Below are 14,643 nucleotides of genomic sequence, written 5' to 3' on the forward strand. Positions count from 1 at the left end.
CCGCCGGCTCCGACATGCGCCGAAAGGGGTACGTCGAGCGCGCCCGCGGGGTTGGTCCGTCGAAGGGAGGACCACGATCTCGTCTGCGGCGTCGAGGCCCGAGCCCCGTCGATCGGCGACGCTGGGTGGCGACGACGGGGGGAGGTCGCCATGGTGGTCGCGGTGATCATCGGTTGTGAGATCGCGTTCTGGGTGCTGCTGGGCGCCGGGCTGGTGGCCCGCTATCCGCTGCGCCGGCCCCGCCTCGGCGCGGCGCTGCTGGTCTGCGTACCGCTGGTGGATCTGGCCCTGCTCGCCGCGTCGGTGATCGACCTGCGCCGCGGCGCTACCGCAGGGGTCAGTCACGGTCTCGCCGCCGCCTATCTCGGCTTCTCGGTGGCCTTCGGGCACTCGATGGTGCGCTGGGCGGACCAGCGCTTCGCCCACCGGTTCGCCGGTGGCCCGCCGCCGGTGCGGCCTCCCCGGTACGGCTGGGCCCGCGCCCGCCACGAGTGGCGGGAGTGGGCCAAGGCGCTCCTCGGCTGGGCTGTCGCGTGCGGCCTGCTCGGCGCGGCGATCATCTGGGTGAACGACGCGGAACGAACCCGTGAACTGGGCAACTGGATCCGCAGCCTCACCGTCGTGATCCTCATCTGGCTGGTCGCCTTCCCGGTCTGGGAGACGCTGTTCCCTCGCCGCCCGAAGCGCTGACCCCGGGGTACGCCGTGCACAGGCCGTCGGTCCCGGCCAGTACGGTGGCAGGGCACGTCGGGGGGAGCGCCCCTGCGCGTGAGTGCGAGCGTGAGGAGACCGGGGATGGCGCACGGGGAGGCCGAGCACGGCTGCGCCCAGGGCGAGCCCTGCCGGCTGGGGCACCACGACCCGCAGGCGGCGGGCAAGCCGCGCCGGCCGGTCGGCGGGGCGTCGGCGCACCCGGCGGATTCGACCGGCGGTCGCCCGGCCGAGCGGGCCGACGACGACGTGGCCGTGCCACGCCAACGGGCCACCGAGCCGGCGCCGCCCGAGCCGGACGACGTCACTGGCTGCCGCAGCGAACTGCCCGGGTGGGCGGGGGCGCACCGACACGGCCCGGTCCGGCCGCGTCAGCGGGCCACCCGACGGGAGCGCCCGCCGCGCCGCTGGTGCTGACCGCGCGACGGCGGGTCTGACCCGCCGCCGGTGGGTCAGCGGGTCCGGCGGCGGATCAGCAGGGCGATCCCGGCGAGACCGACCGTGATGGTCAGCATCACCGCGACGTTGAGCAGCAGCAGTCGCTGCAACTCGCCGAGCGCCTCGTCGATGTCCCGCGCCGGGTCCATCGTGTCCTCCGGGAGCACCCGCTCGCCGCCACCCACGCCGCCACTGACCGTGTCGAACTGCCGCTCCAGCGGCACCCCGGCGGTGCGCAACGTCTCGGACATGCTGAGCCGCCCGAGGAACCAGCCGGCGCTGGTCTTGCGACCGTCCGGCTGCTTCGCCGGACGGTAGACGCGCGGGCCGCCGGCCGCCTTGGGGTAGAGGTCGTACGTCTGCTTCGGCGTCTCACCAGCGAGCACCACTACCGTGTACTTCGGACCGAGGTCGGCTGCCTTCGGCCCGGTCGGCATGCCGTTACGGGCGAAGAAGTTGACCTGGTCGATGACCGCCACCACGTGCGTGGGCTGGGTGTCCGGCCGCAGCCGCAGCGGCTCGGTGAGCCCTTCACCGGTGATGTCCACACCGGCGGGCGCCGGCTTGGGCGCCGCGCTGGCCGGGCCGGCGGTGCCGAGCGCCAGCAGTGCCGCCGCCAGCGTGCCCGCCAGCACGGCGACCCAGCGCCTCATCTGTCGGACCATCCCGCCTCCTCGCCCCGTTCGATGGATGGCTTCGTTGTGACGTCCGGGTCGGTCGGCCGGTGACGACACCGACCGGGCGGTCGGCCCCACTCTTACAGACTCCGCAGAACGTCGATGAAATGCAGCGTGTGGAACAGTATTTGGAACTATCTGCGATCTCTGCTCGACTAATGAGGAGCTGTTTGATCAGCGGGCGGATCGTACCCTTACGGAGGGGTTCATGGGGGGCAGGGTTACACGAATGGCACGGGTTGTGCCAGTGGTGCTCGGCGTGGCGTTCGGTGTGTCGTTGCTGGCCCCGGTGACACCGGCCGCCGCGCACAACTCGCTGACCGGCAGCGATCCGCGCGACGGCGCCCGGGTGGCCACCGCGCCCGCCCGGGTCGAGCTTCGGTTCCTGGCCAAGCCGGCCCCCGCTACGACGAAGATCACAATAACCGGACCGGACAATGTGGTCGCCGGCGGGCAGCCGACCTTCGACGGCAGCCGCGTACGCGTGCCGTTCAAGCCGGGCGCGGCCGGGCTCTACATCGTCGGTTACCAGCTCGCGTCCAGCGACGGCCACCCGATCAAGGGCGAGGTGCGGTTCACCCTCACCACCGGCACTGCCGCCGACCCGTCCGCCAGCCCCTCGGCCGGCGGCACCGGCCCGGCGGCAGCGCCGACCGGCTCGCCCTCGGTCGGGCCCTCGGGAGTCGACCCGTCCTCGGTCGGGCCGCCATCGGCGCCGACGGGCAGCTCAACGGCGTCCGCTGTGCCAGCGGCCTCGGAGCGGTCCGACTCCGGTGGCCGCTGGTGGCTCTGGGCGCTCGGCGGCCTGGTGCTGCTCGCTGCTCTCGCCGCCGGCCTGGTGTTCCGTCGCAGGAACCGGGCGCACTGATCAAACGATCGCCGCAGGCCCGGTGAACGGGGTGTCCGCGTGTCCCTTTGCTCTGCTTCAGCGGAGGCAACACTTCGCGTCCGATATTCGGACACCGGGTGTTGCGTGGGTTGAAGCAGAGCAAAGGCGGCGACGCGCAGGTACTACGCCGGCCCGTTGCCGGTCGGACTGTCAGGGCAGGCGGAGCCGGGCGGCGCGCATCCGGGTCAGGGTGCGCTCGCGGCCGAGCACCTCCAGCGACTCGAACAGCGGCAGGCCGACGGTGCGGCCGGTGACCGCGACCCGGACGGGCGCCTGCGTCTTGCCGAGCTTGAGGCCGCGCTCGGCGCCGACCGCCTCCAGCGTCGACTTCAGCGACTCGGCGTCCCAGGACTCCAGCGCCTCGAAGGCCGCGACGGCGCCGTCCAGCAGGTCGGCCGAGCCGTCTTTCATGGTCTTGGTCCAGGCCGCCTCGTCGATCAGCGGCGACGCCAGGAAGAGGAAGTCGACGTTCGGCACGATCTCGCTGAGCACGGCAATCCGGGTCTGGGCCAGTGGCGCGACGGCGGCGAAGGCGTCGGCGTCGAACTCCTCCGGCTGCCACGGCGGCGGCGCGAGGGTCCCGGTGCCGGTCAGCCACGGCTGGCAGGCGTCGATGAACTCGGGCACCGGCAGCGCCCGAATGTACTCCCCGTTGAAGGCGCGCAGCTTCTTCTCGTCGAAGAACGCGGGGGAGGGGTTGACCTCCTCCAGCCGGAACTCGTCCTCGATGACCGACCAGGGCACGATCTCCCGGTCGCCCGAGGGCGCCCAACCGAGCAGCATCAGGTAGTTGCGCATCGCGCCGGCGAGGTAGCCCTCGTCGCGGTACGCCTCCAGGGCGACCTTGTCGCGGCGCTTGGAGAGCTTCTGCCGCTTCTCGTTGACCACCACCGGCACGTGCGCCCAGACCGGCGGCTTGACCCCGAGGGCGTCCCAGAGCAACTGCTGCTTGGGGGTGTTGGGCAGGTGCTCCTCGGCCCGGATGACGTGGGTGATCCCCATGGTCATGTCGTCGACGACGTTGGCCAGCAGGAAGACCGGCGAGCCGTCGCCGCGGGCGATGACGAAGTCCTCGATGAGCTTGTTCTCGAAGGTGGGCTCACCACGGATCAGGTCGACGACCACTGTGGTGCCCTCGTCGGGCGTACGGAAGCGCAGCGCGTGCCCCGGCCCCGGGCCGAGACCGAGGTCGCGGTGGTAGCCGTCGTAGCCCTGGTACTGCGAGCCGGTACGGGCCTGCACGTCCTCGCGGGTGCAGTCGCAGTAGTAGGCCCGGCCCGACTCGTAGAGCCGGGTGGCGGCGGCCCGGTGCTCGCCGGCGTTCGCCGACTGGAAGTAGGGCCCCTCGTAGCTGCCCCGGGAGATGCCGATCCAGTCCAGCGCGGAGAGGATGCCCTCGGTCCACTCGGGCTTGTTGCGGGCCGCGTCGGTGTCCTCGATGCGCAGCACGAACACCCCGCCCTGCTGCTTGGCGTAGATCCAGTTCTGCAGCGCCGAGCGGGCGCCGCCGACGTGGAACATACCGGTCGGGGAGGGGGCGAAGCGCACACGTACCGTCACGTCCCCCAGCCTACGGCGGCCGGCGACCGCTTTTGGCCACGGCCCCCCGACTCAGGGCACCGAGCGGATCTTGACGACCAGGGCGCTGCCGACCAGGGTGACCGCGGCCGTGACCGCGTAGAGGGTCGGATAGCCGCCCAGGTGGACGACGAGCGGGGCGGAGAGAGCCGGGCCGAGCACCTGCGGCGCGGAGTTGGCAATGTTGATCACGCCGAGGTCCTTGGCGCGGTCGGTGGCCCGGGGCAGCACCTGGGTGATCAGGGCGGCGTCCACCGAGAGGTAGACGCCGTAGCCGGCGCCGAGCAGCAGGGCGGCGACGATGGCCATCGGCCAGACCGGCGCGACGGCGAGCAGCAGCGCCGCGACCGCCATGATCAGGCCGGAGACGATCACGTAGACCTTGCGCCGCCCGGAGCGGTCCGACAGCCGGCCGGCCACCACCGCGGTCAGCATCATGCCGAGCGTGTAGAGCAGGATCAGCACCAGCAGGCCGCCCTCGGGGTCGGGGTGGTGCACCCCGTCGGTGAGGAAGTACAGCAGGTAGAGGGTGCCGAGTGCGTTGCCCAACTGGACCAGGAACCGGGTGATCCACGCCCAGGCGAAGTCCGGGTGTTGACGCGGGCTGATCCACATCGAGGCGAACAGCGCCCGCGCCCGCAGTGCCGGGCGGTGCGCGCGGGGCAGTCGGTCGTCGGGGGTGAGCAGCGCGAACGGCAGCGACAGCACCAGAATGGCCACCGCGATGGCCACGTAGCCGGCGGCGTTGCCGGTGACGACTGCGGTGACCAGCACCGCGCCGAGCACCAGCCCGAGCGCCTGCGGCATGCCCACCCAGCCGGAGACCGCGCCGCGCTGCGCCACCGGAACCCGGTCCGGGATGGCGGCCGTGAGGCTGGCCAGCATCGCGTTGAAGCAGACCTGGGCGGCGACCCAACCGACGGCGACCCCGAGGATGGTCCGCTGCTGGGCCAGCAGCACCAGCGCCGCCGCCCCGAGCACCGCGCCGCCGGCGGTCCAGACGTGCCGACGACCGAACTCCCGGCCGAAGATCCGCAGGCAGGTCCGGTCGGACAGCGCGCCCGCCAGGGGGTTGGCCAGCACCGCCGCCAGCGCGCCCAGGCCGGTGACCACCGCCAGCATGGTCTCCTTGTCGCCGGGCGCGATCCGCTCGATCTGCTGCGGCAGCAGCACCTGGATCGGGGTGAAGAACGCCATCCACACGCCGAGGTTGGCCGCGAAGACCAGACCGATCCAGCCGCGTCGCACCGGCACGATCGGCTCGGCGAGCGCCGCCGGCAGCGACGCCGGTGTGGGGTCGAGGGTGGTCACCGCGCCGAACCCTCCCGCGCGGCCGCGATCACGTCCCGCAGCCAGGTGTACGACGACTTCGGGGTACGCCTCTGGTCGGCGTAGTCGACGTGCACCAGCCCGAAGCGCTTGGTGAACCCCTCGGCCCACTCCCAGTTGTCCAGCAGCGACCAGACGAAGTACCCGCGGACGTCCACCCCGTCGTCGATGGCGGCCCGGACCGCCCGCAGGTGCCCGTCGAGGTACGCGATGCGCTCCGGATCCGCGACCTGTCCGTCGGCGTCGGGTACGTCGTCGTACGCGCAGCCGCTCTCGGTGATCTCGATGGGCGGCAGCGCGTCGCCGTACGTGTCCCGCAGCCAGCCGAGCAGTTCGCGCAGCCCGTCGGGGGCGACCGGCCAGTCGAAGGCGGTACGCGGGTAGCCCTCCAGCGGCACCAGGTCGAACGGCAGCGGCGAGCCCTCCTCGGCGGCCCGTACGCCGGTGGGGTTGTAGTAGTTGACCCCCAGCGCGTCGATGGGCGCCGCGATGGTGTCCAGGTCGCCGGGGTGAATGACGCTCGGGTCGAGACCGGGCAGATCCGGGTAGCCGCGTCCGAGCAGCGGGTCGGTGAAGAGCCGGTTGTGCAGGGCCTCGTACGCGGCCCCGGCGGCCCGGTCGGCGTCGCTGTCGCCGAGCACCCGCACGGGGGAGTAGTTGTTGGCGATCGCCACCGGGCTGGCGCTGTTGCCGCGCAGCGCGGCGACCGCGAGCCCGTGCCCGAGCAGTTGGTGGTGGGCGGCTGCGAAGGCGTCGAAGAGCAGCATCTCGCCGGGGGCGTGCACGCCCATGCCGTAGCCGAGGCTCATGTGGATGAACGGCTCGTTCAGGGTGATCCAGAGCCGGACGCGGTCGCCGAGGCGGGCGGCGGTCCGCTCGGCGTAGTCGGCGAAGCGGGCGGCGGTGTCGCGGTTGAGCCAGCCGCCGGCGTCCTGCAGGGGTTGGGGCAGGTCCCAGTGGTAGAGGGTGGCCACCGGGTCGACGCCGACGGCCAGCAGCTCGTCGACGAGGCGGTCGTAGAAGTCCAGACCGGCGGCGTTGGTCGGGCCGCTGCCGCTGGGCTGCACCCGGGGCCAGGCGATCGAGAACCGGTAGGCGGAGACGCCCAGACCGGCCAGCAGCGCCACGTCCTCGGCGTACCGGTGGTAGTGGTCGCAGGCGATCTCCCCGCTGCTGCCGTCGCTGATCCGGCCGGGGGAGCGCGCGAAGGTGTCCCAGATGGACGGTCCGCGTCCGCCGGCCGTGGTGGCGCCCTCGATCTGGTGGGCGGACGTGGAGACGCCCCAGCGGAAGCCGGCGGGGAACTCGGGAATCGGTGCGGTAGGCATGCGCCCTCCCGGTCAACGTGAAACGTGTTCGGGACTCTAGGGCGCTGTCGATGAATGCGCCATAGGCCGGGTTGGCGCAATCCGCAATGGTTGATCGGCGTGTCTTTTTCCTAACCCGTCCGTGTAAGTCCGATTTAGCGCATAGAGTGCCGATATCGTGGGATGTCCTCACTGGAGGAAAGACGGAAATGATCCTCGTGGAACGCAGTGCGCACGTGGCGGCGCCGGTGGAAGTGGTCTGGGACGTCGTACAGCGGGCTGAGCAGTTACCGGCCTGGCTGGCGGGGGTCCGCGCGGCCGAAGTGCTCTCCGGAGAGGGCTTCGGGCGGCGGCAACTGGTCCAGGCGGGGCGCGGTTCGGCGCATGAGGCCGAGGTGATCGCCTATCAGGAGCCGACGCTGATCGGCTGGCGGGAACGGGCCAAGGGTGCCGGTGCTCGTGCGGAGGCGCGCACCGAGATCTACGTCCAGCTGACCGAGGACGAGGAGGAGGGCGGGACGATCGTCCGACTCATCGTCGTCCGCTGGCCGGCCGGTCCCGTCAAGGCGGCCCTGTTGCGTCTCGGACTGCGTCGGGTCGGCGCCGACCTGGAGGACTCGCTGGCCCGGCTCACCGACCTGGCCGCCGTCGGCTGACGAGCGCCCATCCTCCTGGCGTCACCCGCCCCGGCGGTGGCCCGGCGTCCCCACCAGGAACGTCGGCCACCGCCAACCCGTACCCGCCCCTGCCCCGCCCCTGAACCGCGTCGATCATGGAGTTGTGGTGCCCGGAACAGGGTGATTTCACCGCTTCGTCCCCCACCACAACTCCATGATCCACGCGGTGGAGGGTCAGTCGGGATCCACGCGGTGGACGGTGGGAGCGGGACGCGGAAGGGCCCGGCGCTTTGGCGCCGGGCCCTTCTGGTCGTGCTGGATCAGCTGTCGCCGCCGGTCTCCCCGACGGGAGCGGCGTTGACGTCGTCGATCGCGTACTTCTTGGCGGCCTCGGCCGGCACGGTGGCCGGCACCGCGCCGCTGCGGGCGAGCTGCCGCAGCGTGGCGACCACGATCGACTCGGCGTCGACGTGGAAGTGCCGGCGCAGCGCGTGCCGGGTGTCCGACATCCCGAAGCCGTCGGTGCCCAGCGACGTGTAGTCGCCGGGTACCCAGCGGGCGATCAGGTCCGGTACGGCACGCATCCAGTCGCTGACCGCGACCTTCGGGCCGTCCGCGTCGGCCAGCTTCTGCGCGACGTACGGCACCTTGGCCTCGGCGCCCGGGTTGAGCAGGTTGTACTCCTCGGTCTCCACCGCGTCGCGACGCAGCTCGGTCCAGGAGGTCACCGACCAGACGTCGGCGGCCACGCCCCAGTCCTGGGCGAGCAGCTGCTGGGCCTTGAGCGCCCACTGCATGCCCGTGCCGGAGGCGAGGACGTTGGCCTTCGGGCCGTCGACCTGCGGTGCCGGGGAGTAGCGGTAGATGCCCTTGAGCAGGCCCTCCACGTCCACCCCGGCCGGCTCGGCCGGCTGCAGGATCGGCTCGTTGTAGACCGTCAGGTAGTAGAAGACGTTCTCCTGCGCGTCCCCGTACATCCGGTGCAGGCCGGCTTCCATGATGTGCGCGATCTCGAAGGAGAACGCCGGGTCGTACGCGACCACCGCCGGGTTGGTGGCGGCGATCAACATCGAGTGGCCGTCCTCGTGCTGCAGGCCCTCACCGTTGAGCGTCGTCCGACCGGCGGTCGCACCGAGCAGGAAGCCCCGCGCCATCTGGTCGGCAGCCGCCCACAGCCCGTCGGCGGTCCGCTGGAACCCGAACATCGAGTAGAAGATGTACATCGGGATCATCGGCTCGTCGTGGGTGGCGTACGCCGAGCCCGCGGCGGTGAACGAGGCGACCGAACCGGCCTCGTTGATGCCCTCGTGCAGGATCTGCCCGGTCGTCGACTCCTTGTACGACAGGAACAGCTCCCGGTCGACAGAGGTGTAGCGCTGCCCGTGCGGCGAGTAGATCTTCGCGGTCGGGAAGATCGAGTCGAGGCCGAAGGTGCGGGCCTCGTCCGGGATGATCGGCACCCAGCGCTTGCCGAACTCCTTGTCCTTCATGATGTCCTTGAGCAGGCGGACGAAGGCCATGGTGGTGGCCACCTTCTGCTTGCCCGAGCCGCGCTTGACGTCGGCGAACCGCTCCGGACCGGGGATGGTCAGCCGCTTGGTGCTGGTCCGCCGGGACGGCAGGTAGCCGCCGAGCTGCTCGCGGCGCTCCTTGAGGTAGGCCAGCTCCTCGGACTTCTCACCCGGCTGGTAGTACGGCGGCAGGTAGGGGTTGTCCTCCAGCGCCTTGTCCGGGATGTCCAGGTAGAGCCGGTCGCGGAAGGTCTTCAGGTCCTCCAGCGTCAGCTTCTTCATCTGGTGGGTCGCGTTGCGGCCCTCGAAGTGCGAGCCGAGCGTCCAGCCCTTGATCGTCTTCGCCAGGATGACCGTCGGCTGACCGGTGTGCTCGGTGGCCGCCTTGTAGGCCGCGTAGAGCTTGCGGTAGTCGTGCCCACCCCGCTTGAGGTTCCAGATCTCGTCGTCGCTCAGCGGCTCGACCATCTTGCGGGTCCGGGCGTCGCGGCCGAAGAAGTGCTCGCGCACGTACGCGCCGGACTCGGCCTTGTAGGTCTGGTAGTCGCCGTCGGTCGTGGTGTTCATGAGGTTGACCAGCGCGCCGTCGGTGTCCGCCGCGAGCAGCGGGTCCCACTCACGGCCCCAGACCACCTTGATGACGTTCCAGCCGGCGCCCCGGAAGAACGCCTCCAGCTCCTGCATGACCTTGCCGTTGCCCCGGACCGGGCCGTCCAGCCGCTGGAGGTTGCAGTTGATCACGAAGGTGAGGTTGTCCAGCTCCTCGCGGGCGGCCACACCGATCGCGCCAAGCGTCTCGGGCTCGTCCATCTCGCCGTCGCCGAGGAACGCCCACACGTGCTGCTGCGAGGTGTCCTTGATGCCGCGGTGCTGCAGGTACCTGTTGAACCGGGCCTGGTAGATCGCGTTCAGGCCGCCGAGACCCATCGAGACGGTGGGGAACTCCCAGAAGTCCGGCATCAGCCGCGGGTGCGGGTACGAGGGCAGCCCACCACCTGGGTGCGACAGCTCCTGGCGGAACCCGTCGAGCTGGTGCTCGCTGAGCCGCCCCTCCAGGAACGCCCGCGCGTACATGCCGGGGGAGGCGTGACCCTGGTAGTAGATCTGGTCGCCACCGCCGGGGTGGTTCTTGCCCCGGAAGAAGTGGTTGAAGCCCACCTCGTACAGAGACGCCGAGCTGGCGAAGGTGGAGATGTGCCCGCCGACGCCGATCTCCGGGCGCTGCGCCCGGTGCACCAGCATGGCGGCGTTCCACCGGACGTACGCCCGGATGCGCCGCTCGACGTGCTCGTCACCCGGGAACCAGGGTTCCTGCTCCGGCGGGATCGTGTTGATGTAGTCGGTGGTGGTCAGGGGCGGAACCCCGACCTGGCGCTCACGGGCCCGCTCCAGCAGGCGCAGCATGACGTAGCGGGCGCGTTTGGCGCCGCGCTCGTCGATGACACCGTCAAGCGACTCGACCCATTCGCTTGTCTCTTCAGGGTCGATGTCCGGAAGCTGGCTCGGTAGGCCGTCGCTGATCACCGGGCGCTTGCGTTCCGTAGCCACAGGCGTTCCCTCGGTTGTGTGTGGGATAGGTCTCTAGCGCCATCCTGCCCCCTGGTGGCACCCGTCGTCACGTCTAGGTCCCCCCGACGCGATGAGCGACACAGGTACCCGTCGGTAACTTAGCGCGACGGCCGACGCGGATCGCCGTACCGGTTGGCGTGCCTCTTGGCGCGCGCCTGTTGGCGGCAACGCCGACGTTCGGCCCGAGCTGCGGCAGAATCCGGCGTATGCGCAGTGACGTGATCACCGTCCAGACCGGGTCCCGGCCGGCCGTCCGGGACATCACCGCCGAGGCCCAGAACTTCGTCTCCGGCGAGGGAGACGGCCTGCTGCATGTCTTCGTGCCGCACGCCACCGCCGGACTGGCGATCATCGAGACCGGATCGGGCTCCGACGACGACCTGCTCACCGCCCTGGACGCCCTGCTGCCCACCGACAACCGCTGGCGGCACCGGCACGGCTCGCCCGGCCACGGCCGGGACCACGTGCTGCCGGCCTTCGTCCCGCCGTACGCGACGCTGCCGGTGCTCGCCGGACGGCTCGCCCTCGGCACCTGGCAGTCCATCTGCCTGGTCGACACCAACGGCGACAATCCCACCCGCCAGGTCCGCTTCTCGTTCCTCCCCGCCTGACCCCGCCGCGCCCCGCTGCGCCCCGGCAAGATCGTGCTCGATCCTTGTTGTAGTGGTGTCGTGCCGCGGGGGAGGCCACTACTTCCCTGTTGCAGCGCGATCATGGGCGCCGCGCCGCTGTGCCTCCTCAAGATCCGCGCAACTACCCGGAAAGTGCTGTCTCGGCGGGTGCTGAGGCAGCACTTTCACTGATGGTGTGCCGCTTCCGGGTGGGCGCGGATCTGGTCGTTGAGCTGGGCCTCGCCGTGGTGCGTACGATGTGGCGGTGGCACCGGAGGTGGTTTCCGCGGCGGGTCGACCGGTGGACCGGGCCGGCCTCGCGGCCGACGTGGTGCGCCGGATGGCACACCTGACCGCCTCGCTGCGGCACCGGCAGGGCACCGAGTTCGCCGAGTTGGGGCTCACCCCGGCCACGGCCCGGGCGTTGCACGAGCTGGACCCGGACCGTCCACTGCCCGCCCGGGACCTCGCCGATCGGCTGGGCTGTGACCGGTCCAACGTGACGGCGCTGGTCGACCGGCTGGAGCAGGCCGGCCTGGTCGAGCGTCGTACCGACCCGACCGACCGCCGGCAGAAGACGCTCGTGGTGACCGGTGACGGTCGGGGTGTGCGGGGCCGGGTGGCCGAGGTGATGTCCGACTCCCGACTTCTGGCCGGGCTGAGTGACCAGGAGCTGTCCACCCTGCGTGACCTGGTGTGGAAGGTGTCCGACGGCGGCTGCCCGGAGCCGTGCGATCCGGCGTGAGTCGACGCGCGCGGGCCGTGTCCCACTGGGCGAGCATGGCCCGCGTCGGTAATGCTGTCGGACGTGACCACCCCGCAAGATCTCGACGACCGGTTCCGGGAGACGCTGGCGGCGCTGCCTGCCACGCAGCGGAGGCGTGACCCCGCCGACCCGGTCACCGACGACGCCCCGCTGACCGGCGCGCGCCTGCTGGAACTGTTCGACGCGCAGGTGACCAGCCGCCAGCTCGACCTCGCCGGTCGTTGGCTGCGCAGTTTCGGGGAGGGTTTCTACACCATCGGCTCGGCCGGGCACGAGGGCAACGCGGCGGTCGCCGCCGCGCTGCGCCCCACCGACCCGGCGTTGCTGCACTACCGCTCCGGGGCGTTCTACTGCGTGCGGGCGGCCCAGGTCGCCGACGCCACGGCGCCGACCGACACCGCCGACGCCGAACCGGCCACCGACCGGGAGCCCGCCGCCGACCCGCAGCGGGCCACCGACCGGGAGTCGGCCACCGTGCGCGAGCCTGCCGACGATCCGGAGTCGGCCGCCGAGCCGGAGCCGGCCGGGTCCGCGCCGAGCACCGGCGCGTTCGCGCGGTACGCCGAGGCCGCCCGCGACGTGCTGCGCGGCATGGTCGCCTCCAGCGAGGAGCCGATCGCCGGCGGCCGGCACAAGGTGTTCGGCCGCGCCGACCTGGCGATCGTGCCGACCACCTCCACCATCGCCTCGCACCTGCCCCGCGCGGTCGGGATGGGGCTGGCCGTGGAGCGGCTGCGCCGGCTGGACACCGTCGGGCGGCGTGCCGGGGCCGGGGTGCGGGTCGGCAGCGGAGCGGGGGCGGCGCACGCTCCCTGGCCGCCGGACGCCATCGTGGTCTGCTCGTTCGGCGACGCGTCGGTCAACCACGCCAGCGCCACCGCCGCCTTCAACACCGCCGGCTGGTACGACCACGCCGGGTTGCGCATCCCCGTGCTCTTCGTCTGCGAGGACAACGGGCTGGGCATCAGCGTCCGCTCGCCGGAGGGCTGGGTCGAGGCGACGCTGCGCGCCAAACCGGGCATCCACTACTTCAGCGCCGACGGGGCCGACCCGGTGCGGGCGTACGAGGTGGCGCGCGAGGCCGCGGCGTGGGTACGCCGGCACCGGCGGCCCGCCGTGCTGCACTTGCGCACGGTCCGGCTGATGGGCCACGCCGGCGCGGACGCGGAGTCGGCGTACCGCAGCCCCGCCGAGCTGGCCGAGGACCTTGCGCGGGATCCGGTGGCCGCCACCGCCCGGCAGCTCGTCGACGCCGGTGTGGCGACGGCCGAGGAGCTGCTGGCCCGGTACGACGAAACCGGCTGGCAGGTCCGCCGGCTGGCCGAGGAGGTGCTGGGCGAGCCGAAGCTGACCTCCGCCGCCGATGTGGTGTCGACGCTGGCGCCCCGCCGCCCGGTGCGGGTGGCGCGGGCGGTGGCGGACGCGGCGGCACGGGCCAGCGGGCCGGGCTCGGCGGCGCGGGAGGAGGCGTTCGGGGGCAAACCGCCGGAGCTGGCCGGCCCGCTCACCCTCGCGCAGAGCATCAACGCGGCGCTCGCCGACGGGCTGCTCGATCACCCCCAGATGGCCGTCTTCGGCGAGGACGTGGCCGCCAAGGGCGGCGTGTACGGCGTGACGAAGGGCCTGCGGGACCGGTTCGGCGCGGCCCGGGTCTTCGACACCCTGCTCGACGAGACGTCGGTGCTCGGGCTGGGCCTCGGCGCCGGGCTGGCCGGGATGCTGCCGGTGCCGGAGATCCAGTACCTGGCGTACCTGCACAACGCCGAGGACCAGCTGCGCGGCGAGGCCGCCACCATGCAGTTCTTCTCGCGGGGCGCCTTTCGCAACCCGATGGTCGTGCGGGTCGCCGGGCTGGCGTACCAGGAGGGGTTCGGCGGGCACTTCCACAACGACAACTCGGTGGCCGTACTCCGGGATGTGCCGGGTCTGGTGGTCGCGGTGCCGGCGCGGCCGGACGACGCCGCGCCCATGCTGCGGACCTGCCTGGCGAGCGCGGCGGTGGACGGCAGTGTCTGCGTGTTCCTGGAGCCGATCGCGCTGTACCACACCCGTGACCTGTATGCCGAGGGTGACGGGGAGTGGCTGGCCGGCTATCCGGAGCCCGGCTCGTGGGTGGCCGGTCACGTGCCGATCGGCCGGGCCCGGGTCTACCGGGTCGGCTCGTCCGACGACCTGACCATCATCACCTTCGGTAACGGGGTGCGGATGTCGCTGCGGGCCGCGGCCGTCCTCGCCGAGGAGGGGGTGGGCACCCGCGTGGTGGATCTGCGCTGGCTGGCGCCCCTGCCGGTGGCCGACATCATCCGGGAGTCCTCGGCGACCGGCCGGGTGCTGGTGGTGGACGAGACCCGCCGTTCCGGCGGAGTCGGCGAGGGTGTGATCGCCGCGCTGGTCGACGCCGGATATGTGGGCGCCGCGCGGCGGGTGGCCGGAGTTGACTCTTTTGTACCATTAGGTCCGGCAGCGCGTCAGGTTCTGGTCTCCCCGGAAGCCATTACCGACGGTGCCCGTACGCTGCTGGCACGGTAAATTCCGTTCCACTCGGTGCGCCACTTGCGCGCAGAGGCGCAACTGTGTGGACTTTGCCTGACGGCGTCGGCCCGACGCCGCGAGCACTGACGAAATGAGGAGGCACGCGAC

At 71.9% G+C, this 14,643-nt stretch carries 12 protein-coding genes; 7 read left to right on the forward strand and 5 right to left on the reverse strand.

Annotated elements, in window-relative coordinates:
* Nucleotides 1–150 precede the first annotated feature (150 nt).
* Both AB0B39_RS20965 and AB0B39_RS20970 read left to right on the forward strand, forming a co-directional pair.
* Complete coding sequence (locus tag AB0B39_RS20965) at nt 151–690, forward strand: hypothetical protein (protein ID WP_234589191.1); 540 nt, start codon at nt 151–153, stop codon at nt 688–690.
* Nucleotides 691–795: 105 nt separating this feature from the next.
* Nucleotides 796–1,128 carry a hypothetical protein gene (locus tag AB0B39_RS20970; RefSeq protein ID WP_357575124.1) on the forward strand — a complete coding sequence of 111 codons (333 nt, stop codon included), beginning with the start codon at nt 796–798 and terminating at the stop codon, nt 1,126–1,128.
* A gap of 35 nt (nt 1,129–1,163) precedes the next feature.
* Here the strand turns inward: AB0B39_RS20970 and AB0B39_RS20975 are convergent, their stop codons facing one another.
* Nucleotides 1,164–1,814 carry a hypothetical protein gene (locus AB0B39_RS20975; RefSeq protein ID WP_357496496.1) on the reverse strand — a complete coding sequence of 217 codons (651 nt, stop codon included), beginning with the start codon at nt 1,812–1,814 and terminating at the stop codon, nt 1,164–1,166.
* Between the two features lie 241 nt (nt 1,815–2,055).
* Here AB0B39_RS20975 and AB0B39_RS20980 point away from each other — a divergent pair, with 241 nt between their 5' ends.
* On the forward strand, nt 2,056–2,694 hold the full coding sequence (locus tag AB0B39_RS20980; protein WP_357575125.1) for a copper resistance protein CopC: 639 nt from the start codon (nt 2,056–2,058) through the stop codon (nt 2,692–2,694).
* Nucleotides 2,695–2,865: 171 nt separating this feature from the next.
* Here AB0B39_RS20980 and gltX read toward each other — a convergent pair whose 3' ends face one another.
* From gltX to AB0B39_RS20995, 3 genes are read right to left on the reverse strand one after another with little or no spacing between them, the layout of a single operon-like run.
* Entirely contained in the window at nt 2,866–4,275 is a 1,410-nt protein-coding gene (gene gltX, locus AB0B39_RS20985; protein WP_357575126.1) for a glutamate--tRNA ligase, read from the reverse strand.
* Between the two features lie 51 nt (nt 4,276–4,326).
* The gene (locus AB0B39_RS20990; protein WP_234589266.1) at nt 4,327–5,604 is read right to left on the reverse strand and encodes an MFS transporter; all 1,278 of its coding nucleotides are present in this window, start codon (nt 5,602–5,604) and stop codon (nt 4,327–4,329) included.
* A complete protein-coding gene (locus AB0B39_RS20995; protein ID WP_234589265.1) occupies nt 5,601–6,950 on the reverse strand; it encodes a GH1 family beta-glucosidase in 1,350 nt (449 codons plus the stop codon). The genes AB0B39_RS20990 and AB0B39_RS20995 overlap by 4 nt, the downstream gene beginning before the upstream one ends.
* Before the next feature lie 188 nt (nt 6,951–7,138).
* On the opposite strand from AB0B39_RS20995, the gene AB0B39_RS21000 reads away from it, so the two are divergent.
* The gene (locus AB0B39_RS21000) at nt 7,139–7,585 is read left to right on the forward strand and encodes an SRPBCC domain-containing protein (RefSeq protein ID WP_234589259.1); all 447 of its coding nucleotides are present in this window, start codon (nt 7,139–7,141) and stop codon (nt 7,583–7,585) included.
* Between the two features lie 281 nt (nt 7,586–7,866).
* Here the strand turns inward: AB0B39_RS21000 and aceE are convergent, their stop codons facing one another.
* Entirely contained in the window at nt 7,867–10,605 is a 2,739-nt protein-coding gene (gene aceE / locus AB0B39_RS21005) for a pyruvate dehydrogenase (acetyl-transferring), homodimeric type (RefSeq protein WP_357575127.1), read from the reverse strand.
* Nucleotides 10,606–10,832: 227 nt separating this feature from the next.
* Here aceE and AB0B39_RS21010 point away from each other — a divergent pair, with 227 nt between their 5' ends.
* The 3 genes from AB0B39_RS21010 to AB0B39_RS21020 all read left to right on the forward strand — a co-directional run bounded on the left by AB0B39_RS21010 (nt 10,833) and on the right by AB0B39_RS21020 (nt 14,532).
* Nucleotides 10,833–11,237, forward strand: coding sequence for a YjbQ family protein (locus AB0B39_RS21010; RefSeq protein ID WP_357496506.1), 405 nt, complete (start codon nt 10,833–10,835; stop codon nt 11,235–11,237).
* A 340-nt stretch (nt 11,238–11,577) separates the two neighbouring features.
* A complete protein-coding gene (locus AB0B39_RS21015; protein WP_357496801.1) occupies nt 11,578–11,982 on the forward strand; it encodes a MarR family transcriptional regulator in 405 nt (134 codons plus the stop codon).
* A 51-nt stretch (nt 11,983–12,033) separates the two neighbouring features.
* Nucleotides 12,034–14,532, forward strand: a complete 2,499-nt coding sequence (locus tag AB0B39_RS21020) for a thiamine pyrophosphate-dependent enzyme (RefSeq protein ID WP_357575128.1) — start codon at nt 12,034–12,036, stop codon at nt 14,530–14,532.
* The last annotated feature ends 111 nt before the right edge of the window (nt 14,533–14,643 follow it).

It is taken from the genome of Micromonospora sp. NPDC049114 (assembly GCF_040648635.1).
Taxonomy (GTDB): Bacteria; Actinomycetota; Actinomycetes; order Mycobacteriales; family Micromonosporaceae; genus Micromonospora.

Coding starts and splice junctions, on each gene's coding strand:
- AB0B39_RS20965 (WP_234589191.1), top strand. CDS start 151: ATGGTGGTCGCGGTGATCATCGGTTGTGAGATCGCGTTCTGGGTGCTG.
- AB0B39_RS20970 (WP_357575124.1), top strand. CDS start 796: ATGGCGCACGGGGAGGCCGAGCACGGCTGCGCCCAGGGCGAGCCCTGC.
- AB0B39_RS20975 (WP_357496496.1), bottom strand. CDS start 1,814: ATGGTCCGACAGATGAGGCGCTGGGTCGCCGTGCTGGCGGGCACGCTG.
- AB0B39_RS20980 (WP_357575125.1), top strand. CDS start 2,056: ATGGCACGGGTTGTGCCAGTGGTGCTCGGCGTGGCGTTCGGTGTGTCG.
- AB0B39_RS20995 (WP_234589265.1), bottom strand. CDS start 6,950: ATGCCTACCGCACCGATTCCCGAGTTCCCCGCCGGCTTCCGCTGGGGC.
- AB0B39_RS21000 (WP_234589259.1), top strand. CDS start 7,139: ATGATCCTCGTGGAACGCAGTGCGCACGTGGCGGCGCCGGTGGAAGTG.
- AB0B39_RS21010 (WP_357496506.1), top strand. CDS start 10,833: ATGCGCAGTGACGTGATCACCGTCCAGACCGGGTCCCGGCCGGCCGTC.
- AB0B39_RS21015 (WP_357496801.1), top strand. CDS start 11,578: ATGGCACACCTGACCGCCTCGCTGCGGCACCGGCAGGGCACCGAGTTC.
- AB0B39_RS21020 (WP_357575128.1), top strand. CDS start 12,034: ATGCTGTCGGACGTGACCACCCCGCAAGATCTCGACGACCGGTTCCGG.